The organism is Paracoccus sp. MC1854 (genome assembly GCF_014164635.1).
Taxonomy (GTDB): domain Bacteria; phylum Pseudomonadota; class Alphaproteobacteria; order Rhodobacterales; family Rhodobacteraceae; genus Paracoccus.
The window spans coordinates 173,716-187,652 of record NZ_JACJFU010000005.1 but is presented as its reverse complement, the minus strand read 5'-3'; the positions used below and the strand labels follow the sequence as shown (position 1 = coordinate 187,652).

The 13,937-nt window shown below is 69.3% G+C and carries 11 protein-coding genes; 8 read left to right on the top strand and 3 right to left on the bottom strand.

From position 1 onward, the window contains the following. Positions 1–22 precede the first annotated feature (22 nt). Genes H5395_RS06570 through H5395_RS06560 form a run of 3 tightly spaced genes read left to right on the top strand, consistent with a single transcriptional unit; the run spans position 23 to position 5,297 of the window. Positions 23–1,087, top strand: a complete 1,065-nt coding sequence (locus H5395_RS06570; RefSeq protein WP_234450765.1) for an efflux RND transporter periplasmic adaptor subunit — start codon at positions 23–25, stop codon at positions 1,085–1,087. Between the two features lie 2 nt (positions 1,088–1,089). Then, positions 1,090–2,184: an efflux RND transporter periplasmic adaptor subunit gene (locus tag H5395_RS06565; protein ID WP_182791766.1), complete on the top strand. Its 1,095-nt coding sequence runs from the start codon at positions 1,090–1,092 to the stop codon at positions 2,182–2,184. Continuing rightward, positions 2,181–5,297, top strand: a complete 3,117-nt coding sequence (locus H5395_RS06560) for an efflux RND transporter permease subunit (RefSeq protein WP_182791765.1) — start codon at positions 2,181–2,183, stop codon at positions 5,295–5,297. The genes H5395_RS06565 and H5395_RS06560 overlap by 4 nt, the downstream gene beginning before the upstream one ends. An 89-nt stretch (positions 5,298–5,386) precedes the next feature. Here H5395_RS06560 and recQ read toward each other — a convergent pair whose 3' ends face one another. Together recQ and H5395_RS06550 are read right to left on the bottom strand one after the other, a co-directional pair. Then, on the bottom strand, positions 5,387–7,408 hold the full coding sequence (recQ, locus tag H5395_RS06555; protein WP_182791764.1) for a DNA helicase RecQ: 2,022 nt from the start codon (positions 7,406–7,408) through the stop codon (positions 5,387–5,389). Continuing rightward, positions 7,408–7,701, bottom strand: a complete 294-nt coding sequence (locus tag H5395_RS06550) for a YggT family protein (protein ID WP_182791763.1) — start codon at positions 7,699–7,701, stop codon at positions 7,408–7,410. The genes recQ and H5395_RS06550 overlap by 1 nt, the downstream gene beginning before the upstream one ends. 143 nt (positions 7,702–7,844) lie before the next feature. On the opposite strand from H5395_RS06550, the gene H5395_RS06545 reads away from it, so the two are divergent. The 5 genes from H5395_RS06545 to H5395_RS06525 all read left to right on the top strand — a co-directional run bounded on the left by H5395_RS06545 (position 7,845) and on the right by H5395_RS06525 (position 12,318). After that, positions 7,845–8,420, top strand: coding sequence for an acyl-CoA thioesterase (locus H5395_RS06545; RefSeq protein WP_182791762.1), 576 nt, complete (start codon positions 7,845–7,847; stop codon positions 8,418–8,420). Positions 8,421–8,465: 45 nt separating this feature from the next. Continuing rightward, positions 8,466–9,824, top strand: coding sequence for an MFS transporter (locus tag H5395_RS06540; RefSeq protein ID WP_182791761.1), 1,359 nt, complete (start codon positions 8,466–8,468; stop codon positions 9,822–9,824). A gap of 17 nt (positions 9,825–9,841) precedes the next feature. Beyond that, the gene (gene mepA / locus H5395_RS06535) at positions 9,842–10,678 is read left to right on the top strand and encodes a penicillin-insensitive murein endopeptidase (protein ID WP_182791798.1); all 837 of its coding nucleotides are present in this window, start codon (positions 9,842–9,844) and stop codon (positions 10,676–10,678) included. After that, on the top strand, positions 10,654–11,553 hold the full coding sequence (locus H5395_RS06530) for an esterase-like activity of phytase family protein (RefSeq protein ID WP_182791760.1): 900 nt from the start codon (positions 10,654–10,656) through the stop codon (positions 11,551–11,553). Before mepA ends, H5395_RS06530 begins: the two co-directional genes overlap by 25 nt. Before the next feature lie 159 nt (positions 11,554–11,712). Continuing rightward, positions 11,713–12,318, top strand: a complete 606-nt coding sequence (locus H5395_RS06525; RefSeq protein WP_182791759.1) for a queuosine precursor transporter — start codon at positions 11,713–11,715, stop codon at positions 12,316–12,318. A 306-nt stretch (positions 12,319–12,624) separates the two neighbouring features. Here H5395_RS06525 and H5395_RS06520 read toward each other — a convergent pair whose 3' ends face one another. Further along, entirely contained in the window at positions 12,625–13,809 is a 1,185-nt protein-coding gene (locus H5395_RS06520; RefSeq protein WP_182791758.1) for an acetyl-CoA C-acyltransferase family protein, read from the bottom strand. Positions 13,810–13,937 lie beyond the last annotated feature (128 nt).

Below are 13,937 nucleotides of genomic sequence, written 5' to 3'. Positions count from 1 at the left end.
CGATGAACCGTGGAGTCGTCGCTTGACCGGCCGTTCGCTTCTGACCTTCTGCGCGATCATGGCCATGGCGGCGGCGGCACCCGCACAGTCGCCCGACGCCCCCATCGCAGTCGAGATCGTCCGGGTCGGCGAGCGCCCGATGACGATCGACCTTCGGCTGACCGGCTCGATCACCGCGCAGCACAGCATTGACCTGTCCTTTCCGGCGGCCGGCCGGATCACCGACATCCATGTGCAGGCGGGCGACCGGGTGATGGGCGGCCATGTGCTGGCCCGCACCGAGGGCGTGCAGCAGCGGCAGACTCTGGTTCAGGCCCTGGCCGCCCGCGCCGCTGCCGAGGCCGCCGAGCAGCAGGCAGGCCACGCCGCGGCCCGCGCGGCCGAGCTGCTGCGTCGGGGCATCGGCACCCGTGCCGCCGCTGAAGCCGCCGAACAGGCGCTGTCGGCGGCACAGGGGCAGTTGGAAAGCGCTCGCATCATGGTCAACCAGTCCCGCCGCGCGGTCTTCGACGCAATGATCCGCGCGCCTCAGGCCGCCGTGGTGACCGCACGCATGGCCGAGCCGGGGCAGGTCGTGGGCGCCGCCCAGCCGGTCCTGACGGTGGCGGCGCTGACCAGCCTCGAGGCCGTCTTCCAGGTGCCCGACGCGCCGCAACTGGACATGGCGATGGGCGCCGATGTCTCGCTGAGCATCATCGACAGGCGGGGTATCGAATTGCAGGGCCGCGTGACCGAGATCGCGCCCCTGGTCAATCCGGCCAGCGGGTCGGTGGCGGTGCGGGCCGAGATCGAGGGCCCCTTTGACGCCACGCTGCTGGGCGCGGCGGTGCTGGGCATCGTCCACCTGCCCGCCGGGACCGGGATCGAGGTGCCCTGGACGGCCCTGACCTCGACAGGCGCCGACCCGGCCGTCTGGCGCGTGGCCGAGGATGGCACCGTGGCCCTCGCCCCCGTGGGGATCGAACGGTTCGACACCGGCCGGGTGGTGCTGAGATCGGGCCTTTCGCCAGGGGATCTGGTCGTGGGCGAAGGCTCGCAGCTCATGTATCCGGGCCGCCGGGTGACAACGGCGGAAGAGAAAGGTTGAGGATGCGTCTGGCCCTTTTTCTGGCGCTCGGCCTGTTGGCGGCGGCCCCCGCGGGGGCCTTCACCCTGCACTTCGGCCCGGCGCGGGCCGGGACGCCGCCCCTGCCCCGCCCGGTCGTCACCGAAATCGTCACCAACGGCGACAGCCGTCCCGTCGGCCGCAGCATTCCGGGGGTGGTCACCGCCGCGACCGAGGTGCAGATGGCCTTCCAGACCCTGGGCCGGATGATCGAACGGCGCGTGGACATCGGCGACCGGGTGAACCAGGGGGACGTGCTGGCCCGGCTCGACCCCGAGGATCTTGCCGGCGCCACCCTTGCCGCCGAGGCCGCGCTGGCGGCGGCCGAGGTGAACCTGACGACCGCCGACAACACCGCCGCGCGGGCGCAGGCGCTGCTGGACCGCGACGTGACCTCGACCGCCCAGCTTGAACGGGCCGAGCAGGCGCTGTCGGCCGCGCGCTCGGCGCTTGAACAGGCGCGCGCGCGGGTGGAAAGCGCCCGCGACGCGGAACGCTTTGCGGTGATGAGCGCGCCGGTTTCGGGCGTCGTCAGCGCCGTGCGGGCGACGCCGGGGGCAGTGGTCGCGGCGGGCGATCCGATCCTGACGCTGTCCTCGGAAGACCGCATCGAAGCCCGCATCGACCTGACCGAGCCCGAGCTTGCCGGGCTGGCGCCCGGCGCCCTGTTCCTGGTCTGGCGCGACCACGAGATCGAGCAAGGCGTCCGGGGAGAGGTCAGCCGCATCTCGCCGGTGGCCGACCACCTGACCCGCACCCGCCGCGTCCATATCGCCCTGCCCCCCGGCACCGGCTTTCGCCTGGGCAGCCTGATCCGCGCCGGCCGCGTCACCTCGCGCGCAGCAAGGCTGTCCGTGCCGGCATCGGCGCTGGTGGAAAGGCCCGAAGGCCATGCCGTCTGGGTCGTGGCCCGCGAGGGCGAGACCGCCCGCGTCACGCTGCAGGTCATCGTGACGGGCGCGCGGCTTGACGGCCGCGTCGAGGTGATCGGGGGACTTGCCCTCGGGGCCGAGGTGGTCGTGCGCGGGGTCAACTCGCTGGCGGACGGGCAGGCGGTCGGGCGCCGGGTCGATCCATGAGCCGCCGCGGCTTCAACCTTTCGGACTGGGCGCTGCGGCACCGCTCGCTCGTGTGGTTCCTGCTGATCCTTTCGATGATCGCGGGCACCATGGCCTATCGCGCCCTGGGACGCGAGGAAGACCCCAGCTTCACCGTCAAGGTCATGGTGATCACCGCCGCCATGCCCGGCGCCACCACCGACGAGATGATGGGCCAGGTCACCGACCGGATCGAGACCAAGCTGGAGGAGCTGGACCAACTGAAGCTGACGCGCTCGGTCACGCTGCCGGGGCTGGCGGTCGTCTATGTCGAGCTGCTGGACAACGTGCGCGGGCAAAATGTCCGGCGAAGCTGGCAGCGCGTGCGCAACATGATGGACGACCTGCGCCCCGAGTTCCCGCAGGAATTCGCGGGCTTCCAGTTCAACGACAGCTTCGGCGACGTGTTCGGCAACATCTACGCCTTCACGGCGGACGGCTTCACCCCGCGGGAACTGCGCGACCGGGTCGAGGCAATCCGCAAGCAGGTGGGCGCCCTGCCCGCCGCCGGCAGGACCTCGCTTCTGGGGGTGCGCGAGGAACAGATCTACATCGAGTTCTCGCCCGCCCGGCTGGCGGCGCTGGGGCTGAACGAATCGCAGGTGCTGCAGACGCTGGCCGCGCAGAACGCCATCGCCCAGGCGGGGATCGTGCAGGCCGGCCCGGAACAGGTGCTGCTGCGCGTCGGCGGCCAGTTCGACACCGCCGAGGCCGTCGCCGCCGTCAACCTGCGGATCGGCGACCGCTTCTTCAACCTGGGCGAGGTCGCGACGGTGCGCCGCGCCTATGCCGACCCGCCCGCCACCATCTTCCGCCACAACGGCCGTGACGCCATCGGGCTGGAAATCGCCATGCGCGAGGGCGAGAACATCCAGAGCTTCGGGACCGATCTGGACGCGCTGATGGCACGCATCGCGCTGGACCTGCCCATCGGCATCGAGATGCACAAGTTCGCCGACCAGCCCGAGGTCGTCCGCCATGCCGTCGGCACCTTCGTCAAGGCGCTGGCCGAGGCGGTGGCCATCGTCCTGCTGGTCAGCTTCCTCAGCCTCGGGCTGCGGGCGGGGCTTATCGTGACGCTGACCATCCCGCTGGTGCTGGCGATCACCTTTGTCGTCATGCAGGTCTGGGGGATCACCCTGCAGCGGGTGTCGCTGGGGGCGCTGATCATCGCGCTGGGCCTGCTGGTCGATGACGCCATGATCGCCATCGAGACGATGATCTCGCGGATGGAGCTTGGCGAAAGCCGGGAACAGGCCGCCAGCTACGCCTGGACCTCGATCGCATTCCCGATGCTGACGGGGACGCTGGTGACGGTCGCGGGCTTCATCCCGATCGGGCTGAACAGCTCCATGGCGGGCGAGTTCACATTCTCACTGTTCGTCGTCATCGCCGTCTCACTGGTGATAAGCTGGATCGTCGCGGTGCTGTTCGCGCCGCTTCTGGGCGTGACCTTCCTGCCCCGCGCGCTGAAACATCAGGCAGGCCGCGTCAGCCGCCTGCGCCGGGCCTTCCACGCGATGCTGCGCTGGTCCATGCGGTTCCGCTGGATCACCATCGGCGTGACCCTTCTGCTGTTCGCCGCCTCGGTCTGGGGGATGCGCTTCGTCGAGCAGCAGTTCTTCCCGCCTTCGGACCGGCCCGAGTTGCTGATCGACGTCACCGAACGGCACAATGCCTCCATCGCCCGCACCGACGCCTCGATCGCGAATCTCGAAGCCTTCCTGGCCGAGCAGCCAGAGGCGCTGTTCTGGACAAGCTATGTCGGACGCGGCGCGCCGCGCTTCGTGCTGGCGCTGGACATACCGACGCCGGGGCCGTTCATGGGGCAGGTGCTGGTCCAGACCTCCGACATCGCCGCCCGCGACGCGCTGAAGGAAAAGATCGGCCGGTTCGCGGAAAGCCGGATGATCGGCACCGACATCTATGTGAAATTCCTGGAGGTCGGTCCCCCGGTCGGCAAGCCGGTGCAATACCGCGTCAGCGCCAGCGACCCGGCGGAAGCGCGGGACGCCGCCCGCGGCCTTGCCGCCGTGCTGGCGGGCGAGCCGCGCCTGCGCGACATCGCGCTCGACTGGAACGAGCCCGCGCGGGTGGTCCGGGTCGAGGTCGATCACGACCGCGCCCGCCGGCTGGGGGTATCGAGCCAGGACATCTCGAACACGCTGGCGACGGTGTTCTCGGGGCTCACCGTCACCCAGTTGCGCGACGGGATCTTCCTGATCGACGTGGTGGCGCGCGGGGTCGAGGCCGACCGCCAGTCGCTTGAATCGATCCACAACCTGGAACTGGCCACGCCCTCCGGCACGCCGATCCCGCTGGCCGGACTGGCGCGGCTGAGCTTCGACACCGAGCAGCCGCTGATCCTGCAGCGAAACGGCGTGCCGACTGTCACGGTCAAGGCGGACGTGGCGACCTCGGACCAGCCCGCGACGCTGGTGGCTGCGCTGGCCCCGCGGGTGGCGGACTACGCGGCCGGGCTGCCGCCCTCGGTTTCCATCACGGTGGGGGGGACGGTTGAAAGCTCGGCCGAAAGCCAGCAGCCCATCGCGGCGGTGGTGCCGCTGATGCTGCTGGCGATCGCGCTGCTGGTGATGATCCAGATGCAGAGCTTCCGCCTGTCGCTGATCGTCTTCGCCGCGGCCCCCTTGGGGCTGATCGGGGTGGTGGCGACGCTCCTGCCCTTCGGCGTGCCCTTGGGATTCGTCGCGATCCTCGGCATCCTTGCGCTTGGGGGCATCCTGATCCGCAACTCGATCATCCTTGTCCACGAAATCCAGTCGCTGCTGGACCGCGGCCGCCGCCGGTGGGACGCGGTGTTCGAGGCCTCGGACAGCCGCGCCCGGCCGATCCTGCTGACGGCGGCTGCCGCGAGCCTTGCGCTGATCCCGATCTCGCGGCAGGTGTTCTGGGGTCCAATGGCCTATGCCATGATGGGCGGCATCATCGCGGGGACGCTGATCACGCTGCTGTTCGTGCCGGCACTTTATTGCGTCTTTTTCCGGGTGCGCGAGCCGCAGGGTCAGGCTTCACCCTCAGACCGCAGGCCAGCCCCCGGACCTCCGGGATATTCGAGACTGTCCGAAGAACCCTGAGCATGTTTTGGACGGTCACAAATATCCTCCGGGGGAGTCGCCGGAACGGCGACGGGGGGGGCGGACAGCCCCCTGCGGCGCTGAAGTCGTCAGTCCGCCGCGATCTCTTGCGCGAAGGCCGCGCCGAAGCGGTCGAGCCTTGCGGCATCCAGATAGCGCGACAGATCGCGCGGCCGATCCTCGGCAATGCGGCGCAACTGGCTGGCTGTCAGCGACAGGGGCTTTCCGGTGCCGTTCTCGCCGCGGGCGAGCCGCTGGGCGGTTTCAGCCAGCCGGTCGTAAAGCGCGCCCGAGGCGCGGCCCGCCAGCGCCCGGCGCGCGGGGTGCATGGCGGGGATCTCGCCCGCGATGACCGACAGGAAGGCCGCGCCATAGCTTTCCAGCTTCTTGGCACCCACGCCGTTGATGCGGGCCATCTCGTCCAGTGTCGAGGGCCGCGCCTGCGCCATCTCGATCAGCGTGCGGTCGGGGAAGATGACATAGGCGGGCACCCGCTGCGGCTCGGCCAGCGCCCGCCGTTTGGCTTTCAGCGCCGACAGAAGCGGCGCATCCTCGTCATCGACCTGGGTGCGGACGACGGTGGCGGGTTTCGCGCGCCGGATCAGGTCGCGGCGCAGGGTGACGGGGGTTTCGCCGCGCAGCACCGGATGGGCGGCGGCTGTCATCCTCAGACCGCCGTGGCGCTCGGGGTCGGGGCGGATCAGGTCGTGGCCCAGCATCTGCCGCAGGATCGCCTGCCATTCCGCCTTGGACGTGGCCTTCCCCACCCCGAAGGTCGGCAGCTTGTCATGGCGGCGCTGGGTGATCTTGTCGGTGACATTGCCGGTCAGCACGTCGATGATGTGCCCTTGCCCGAACCACTCGCCCGTCCGCAGGATCGCCGACAGGGCCATGCGGACGGGCTGGGTCGCATCGAAGACCTCGGGCGGGGTGTCGCACAGGTCGCAGTTGCCGCAGGGCTCGGCGGTTTCCCCGAAATAGGCGAGCAGGTGCTGGCGGCGGCAGGCCACGGCTTCCGCCAAACCAAGCAGGGCATTCAGGCGGCCGTGGTCGGCTTCCTTCCGGGCGGGCGGCGCGAGGCCCTCGTCAACCTGCGTCCGACGCAGGCGGATGTCGTCGGGACCGTAGAGGGTCAGCGTTTCCGCAGGTGCCCCGTCGCGGCCCGCGCGGCCGATTTCCTGATAGTAGGATTCGATCGACTTCGGCAGGTCGGCGTGCGCCACCCAGCGGATGTCGGGCTTGTCGATGCCCATGCCGAAGGCGACGGTGGCGGTGACGACCAGCCCGTCCTCGCGCTGGAAACGCGCCTCGACCTCACGGCGCAGGTCGGCCTCCATCCCGCCGTGATAGGCGACGGCGGCGATGCCGGCGGCGTTCAGCGCGGCTTCCAGCGTCTCGGTCCTGGCGCGGGTGGCGCAGTAGATGATGCCGGACTGGCCGCGGCGGGCGCTGGCGAAGTCCATGATCTGGCGGCGCGGGCTGTCCTTGGGCTGGAACGCGAGATGGATGTTCGGCCGGTCGAAGCCGCGCAGGAAGGTCAGGGGCGCGCGGCCATCGAACAGGCGCGCCACGATCTCCTCGCGCGTCTCGGCGTCCGCCGTGGCGGTGAAGGCGGCGAGCGGCACGTCCAGCGCCCGGCGCAGGTCGCCCACCCGCAGGTAGTCGGGGCGGAAATCATGGCCCCACTGGCTGACGCAATGCGCCTCGTCCACGGCAATGGCGGTGACGCCCGCGCGTTTCAGCATCGGCACCGTCGCGCCAGATGCCAGCCGCTCGGGCGCCATGTAGAGCAGCTTGAGGTTTCCCGCCGAAAGCGCCCGGTAAACCTCGTCGCTTTCCTCTTCGGTGTTCCCCGATGTCAGCGCGCCCGCAGCCACCCCCGCCTCGCGCAAGCTCCGCACCTGGTCCCGCATCAGGGCGATCAGCGGAGAGATCACCACCGTCACGCCCTCGCGCATCAGCGCCGGCAACTGGAAGCACAGCGACTTGCCGCCGCCTGTGGGCATGATCGCCAGCACGTCGCGGCCTTTGGCCACGGCCTCGACGATCTCCTGCTGGCCGGGGCGGAATCCGTCGAAGCCCCAGACCTGCCGCAGCAAGTCACCCGGCATCAGTAGCCCAGGAAGAACCCGGCGTTGTTCACCAGAGCCCGCTGCAGGATGATGATGCCGATGAAGACCACCAGCGGCGCAAGGTCCAGCCCGCCCAGATCCGGCAGGATGTTGCGGATCGGGCGATAGAGCGGTTCCAGCAGGCGCGACAGCCCGTCCCAGATCTGCCGCACCAGCGGCTGGCGCAGGTTCAGCACGTCGAAGTTGATGAGCCACGACATGATGATATGCGCGATCATGATGAACCACAGCACATCCAGGATCAGCATCAGCGCCTGAAACAGTGTCGTCATCCCGTGGTCCGCCCTTTTTCTCTTGCGCGCCTGAGTTAGGTCAGCCGGCACCGTCGCGCAAGCGCCCGCGCGCAAGACCGCGGCGTCGTGATTGACGAGGGCGTGCCCGCTCTCTAGCCCCGTGCGGAAAAGGAATCCGGCCCATGTATCCCATCCTGCGCTTTCTGGGCGAGGTCGCCTCGGCCCGCCGCGCCCCCCGGCTGGGGCCTCTGGACCCGCATGTCTCGACGCACCGGATCTCGCTGCTTGACCTCGATCCGTGGCGCGAACTGAACAACGGCCGGACGCTGACGCTTTATGACCTGGGCCGGATTCCGATGGCGATCCGGCTGGGCATCACCGAGACGCTGAAGAAGAACGGCTGGGGCTTCACCGTGGCGGGCAACACGGTGCGTTACCGCCGCCGGATCAGGGCATTCCAGCGCATCACGCAGGTGTCGCGGGTGATCGGCTGGGACGACCGCTTTGTCTACATGGAGCAGTCGATGTGGGCCAAGGGCGAATGCCTGAACCACATGCTGCTGCGTGTGGCCATCGTCGGCGGCGCGGCCCGGCGCGGCATGATCGCGCCGTCCGAGTTCATGGCCGCCATGGGCCACGACGCTCCCAGCCCGCCCCTTCCCGACTGGGTCGCGGCCTGGATCGAGGCCGACGCCCGGCGCCCATGGCCGCCCGTTCTGCCACCGATCACCGAGCGCACCGACGACTTGCCAGCATAGGGCACCTGCGGCCTTATGCGCCGCGCATGGGCATAAGGGACGGCGATGGACCGCAAACGCATCTGGGGCTGGTGGTTCTTCGACTTCGCCAGCCAGCCCTATGCCACACTGCTGCTGACCTTCATCTTCTCGATCTACTTCGCCGAGGTCGCGAGCGCCCGCTTCGTCCTTGAAGGTGCGGACCCCCGGCAGGCGGGCGCGCAGGCGCAGGCGCTGTGGGGCTGGGGGCTGGCGCTGGCGGGGGTCGCGATCGCGGTGCTGGCCCCCGTCCTCGGGGCGGTAGCCGACACCACGGGGCGGAGGATGCCGTGGATCTGGCTGTTCTCTGCCTTCTATGTCGCAGGCGCGGCGGGGCTGTGGGTGCTGGCGCCCGGCGGCAGTGCGCTGGTGGCGGCGCTGGTCTTCTTCGGCCTCGGCCTGATCGGGATGGAGTTCGCCACCATCTTTACCAACGCCCTGATGCCGACGCTGGGAAGCCGGGACGAGATCGGCCGCATCTCGGGTTCGGGCTTCGCCTTCGGCTATGTCGGCGGCGTGCTGGCGCTGGCGGTCATGCTGGGTCTGTTTGCCGAAAGCGCGGTCACGGGACTCACGCTGCTGGGGAAGCCGCCCGCGCTGGGGCTGGATGCTGCTGCGCGCGAGGGCACGCGCTTCGTCGGTCCCTTCACCGCGCTGTGGTATCTCGTCTTCATGATCCCCTTCTTCCTGTGGGTGCGAGAACCACGCGGCATTGCCCGCCCCCTGCGGCTGGGGGAGGCAATGCGCGACCTCGGGACCTTGCTGCGCAGCCTGCGGCACCGGCGCTCGCTGGCGGCGTGGCTACTGTCGTCGATGTTCTCGCGCGATGCGCTGAACGCGCTTTACGGCTTCGGCGGGGTCTATGCAGGGACGGTCCTGGGCTGGCCGGTGATCCTGTCGGGCATCTTCGGCGTCGTCAGCGCCCTGTCTGCCGCCGTGATCTGCTGGATTGGCGGCCGCGCCGACCGGCGCTGGGGGCCAAGGCCGGTGATCGCCGCCTGCACGCTGGTCCTGATCGCGGTCTGCATGCTGGTCGTGGGCATGGACCGCGCCAGCATCTTCGGCGTCGCGCTTCCCCCCGGGTCGCGCCTGCCCGATGCGCTTTTCTTCTCCTGCGGCGTCGCCATCGGCGGCGCGGGAGGGGTGGTGCAGGCCGCAAGCCGCACCATGATGGTGCGCCACACCTCAGCCGAAAAGGCGGCGGGCACCTTTGGCCTTTACGCGCTGTCGGGCAAGGCCACGGCCTTTCTCGCGCCTTTCCTGATCGCCGTTGTCACCACGGCAACAGGCAACCAGCGGCTTGGCATCTCGCCCCTGATCGTGATGTTCCTTCTGTCGCTCGCCCTGCTAAGCTGGGTAAAACCCGAGGGAGAACCCGAGCAGTGATCCGCAACCTCAAATCCATGCTGGCCGCCCTGGCCCTGTCGGCGCTGGCCCTGCCTGCCGCCGCCGACCCGCTGGCCAAGGATGTCTTCGGCGCCTTCCGGCAGTCGAACGGAGGCCCGGCGGGCGCCTTCGGCGGCTATTCGCGCGGCTGCGCCACCGGCAACGTCGCCTTGCCCGAAACCGGACCGACCTGGCAGGCGATGCGGCTGTCGCGGAACCGTAACTGGGGGCACCCGCAGTTGGTCGATTTCCTCGTGGGTCTGTCGCAGCAGGCGACCCGCCACGGCTGGGCCGGGCTTTACATCGGCGACATGAGCCAGCCGATGGGCGGGCCGATGCTGACCGGCCACGCCAGCCATCAGATCGGGCTGGACGCCGACATCTGGATGCTGCCGCCCGCCTCGCTGCAACTGACACCCTCGCAGCGGGAAAACATCTCGTCGCAGTCGGTGGTGGCCAGGGGCGGCACGCAGCTCAGCCCGCTGTGGTCGGCCAGCCATCACGCGATTCTGCGGGCGGCCGCGTCCGACCCGCGCGTGGCCCGCATCTTCGTCGATCCGGTGGCGAAGCTGGCGATGTGCCAGTCCGAACGCGGCAACCGCGCCTATCTGCGCAAGATCCGCCCCATCAACGGGCATGACTATCACTTCCACGTCCGGCTTTCCTGCCCCAACCAGGGCTGCGAGGATCAGGCCGCCCCACCCCCCGGCGACGGCTGCGAGGAAGCCGCGCAGTGGATCCGCAACCGGATCGACCCAGCCCCGCCCGCGCCTGCGGACCCGAACTACCGCCATCCCCGCAGCTATCGGCTGAGCGAGCTTCCCCGGACATGCCAGGCCCTCGTCGCGCGCTGATCTCGGCGGCGTTGGGACTGGCGCTGTCGGCAGGGGCAGCGGCCCCGACCTGCGCCGATATCACGGTCGAATATCTGGGCACCCACGTCTGGACCAGGGCCGACGAGGATTTCGGCGGTTTTTCGGGGATTGATGTTTCCGCCGACGGCTTCAGCTACACGGTGCTGTCCGACCGGGGCACCGTGCGCTGGGGCAGCATCCTGCGCGATGGCCAGGGCCGCATCCGGTCGCTGTCCACGGCAGGCCGGGCGCGGCTGCAGGACAGCACCGGCACCAAGCTGCGCCCGGGCTATCTGGGCGATGCCGAAGGGCTGGCGATCGACGGGGAAGGCCGGATGTTCGTCAGCTTCGAGGGGCTGGACCGCATCGCCCGCTTCGACGACCCCGACGGCCCTGCCACCCGCATCCCCCCCGCGCCCGAGTTCCAATCCCTGCTGCGGAACGCCGGGCTTGAGGCGCTGGCGGTGACGCCCGAGGGTGACCTGCTGACCATGCCGGAACGCTGGAACTCGCCCGAGCCGCTGACCCCGGTCTGGCGCTTTCGCGACGGGGCCTGGTCCACCGCCTTCCATCTGCCCCGCGACGAACGCTGGGCCCCGGTCGGCGCCGATGTCGGCCCGGACGGCAGGCTTTACGTCCTTGAGCGCGACTTCCGGGGCCTGCGCGGCTTTGCCAGCCGGGTGCGCCGCTATGCCATGGACGACGCCGGCCTCGGCCCGCCCGAGCCGATCCTCGAAACCAGCCTGATGCAATTCGACAACCTCGAAGGCATCGCAGTGTGGGCGGACGGACAGGGCATCCGCATCACCATGATCTCGGACGACAACTTCCTGTTCGTCCAGCGCACCGAACTGGTGGAATACCGCATCCGCTGAATCCGGCCCGTTCTTCATCGCCCAAATATCCGGGGAAGCGCGGAGCGCAGGGGCAAAGCCCTCCCTTCCTTGACTTTCCCGCCCGCAGGGCGTAGCCGCCTGCCGTCCCGTTCCGCGGGGCCGAGTTCTTCCGCCACCTTGTAAAACGGAAAAAATCCGATGCGCCCGATCCTTCCAGCCATCCTCGCGATGGCCGCGACCGTCCTTGCGTCGAACATCCTCGTGCAGTTCCGCCTGGGCGACTGGCTGACATGGGGGGCGCTGACCTATCCGGTGGCCTTTCTCGTGACCGACATCACCAACCGCGTCCACGGGTTGCAGGCCGCGCGCCGGGTGGTGGTCGCGGGCTTCGTGATCGGCGTCTTCTGTTCGCTGGTCGCGGCGGCGGGCGGGGGGACCACGCTTCGCATCGCGCTCGCCTCGGGCACGGCCTTCCTGCTGGCGCAGCTTCTGGACGTGTGGCTGTTCGACCGGCTGCGCCACCGCGACTGGTGGCAGGCGCCCTTCCTGTCCTCGGTGGTCGGGTCGGTGGTGGACACGGTGCTGTTCTTCACCATCGCCTTTGCCGTGTTCCTGCCCGCCGATGCCAACACCGGCTGGTCGAACGAAGCCGTGCCGCTCTTGGGCGCAGGCCCCATGGCGCCGCTGTGGATGTCGCTGGGCGTGGCCGACTGGGCGGTCAAGATGGCGCTGGCGCTGCTGGCCCTTGTGCCTTTCCGGGTGCTTGTCCGCAAAATATTGTCAGGCCCCGCCAGCGGCTATTGACTTGTAGCCGGCCTGTGCCAACCTTCACCCCACGAGTAACATTGAAAGGAGGTGGTCCAGTGTCGAGAGTGATGTTGGAGAGAGGAACCGGGACAGCCAGGGGGGTCGCCGCCTGAGGGCAGCCCCGAGGGTGAAGAACCCTTGTCTGGGACGGATCATCCATCCCTAACCGGACCATCTTCCTGATCTCGCGGGCCGTCCCAAAGGGGCGGCCCGTTCGAGTTTCCGGCGCCCGCTTGTGCGGGAAGGCATGAAAAAACCCCGGCCGCCTTCCAGCAGCCGGGGTTTCCTGTTTCAGGGCAGGCGTCAGATCCGCTCGATGGCCAGCGCGATGCCCTGGCCACCGCCGATGCACATAGTGATCAGCCCGCGCTTGCCGCCGGTGCGCTCAAGTTCGTAAAGCGCCTTGACGGTCAGGATCGCGCCGGTCGCGCCGATCGGATGGCCCAGCGCGATGGCGCCGCCATTCGGGTTCACCTTCGCCTCGTCGAGGCCGAGGCCCTTGTTCACCGCCACCGCCTGCGCCGCGAAGGCCTCGTTCGATTCGATCACGTCGAAATCGTCCACGGTCAGGCCGATCTTTTCCATCAGCTTCTGGACGGCCGGGATCGGGCCGATGCCCATGACCTCGGGCCGGACGCCCGCATAGGCATAGCCGAGGAAGCGGGCGCGGGGCTTGAGGCCGGCGCGCTCGGCCGCATCCGCGCGGGCCAGCACGATGGCGGCGGCGCCGTCGTTGATGCCGCTGGCGTTGCCTGCGGTCACGCTGCCGCCGTCCTTCTTGAAGGCGGGGCGCAGACCGGCAAGCGCCTCGGCCGAGGTCTTCTTCGGGTGCTCGTCGGTGTCAAAGGTGACGACGCCCTTGCGGGTCTTGATCTCGACGGGGACGATCTGGTCCTTGAAGCGGCCTTCCGCGATGGCACTGGCGGCGCGGGACTGGCTTTCCAGCGCGAAGGTGTCCTGCTCGTCGCGGCTGATCTGGTGCTCGGACGCGACATTTTCAGCGGTCACACCCATGTGGCCCGTGCCCATCGGGTCGGTCAGCGCCCCCACCATCATGTCCAGCACCTGCTGATCGCCCATCTTGGCGCCGTGGCGCATCGAGGGGACGATATAGGGCCCGCGGCTCATGCTTTCGGCCCCGCCTGCCAAGCCGAAATCGGCGTCCCCCAGCATCAGCGACTGCGCGACCGAGGCGATGGCCTGCGCGCCCGAGCCGCACAGCCGGTTCACGTTCATCGCCGGGGTGGTTTCCGGGATCCCCGCGTTCAGCATCGCCACCCGCGACAGGTACATGTCGCGCGGCTCGGTGTTGATGACATGGCCGAAGGCCACGTTGCCGATCTGGTCGGGCGAGACGCCCGCGCGTGCCATCGCCTCCTTGGCGACGGTGGTCGCAAGCTCGATCGGCGGCACGCTTGCCAGGCTGCCGCCAAAGCCGCCGATCGCGGTGCGGACGCCCGACAGGATCACGATGTCGCTGTCTGCCATTCTCAAATCCCCCTCGGACAAAACTGTCGGGCCAAGCTTAACGAGGCGGCGCGCCGGGTGACAAGGGGCACTGTCCCGCCGATGCTGACGCAAAGGCGATTTCCCCGCCGGGCCATAATCCCTAAGAT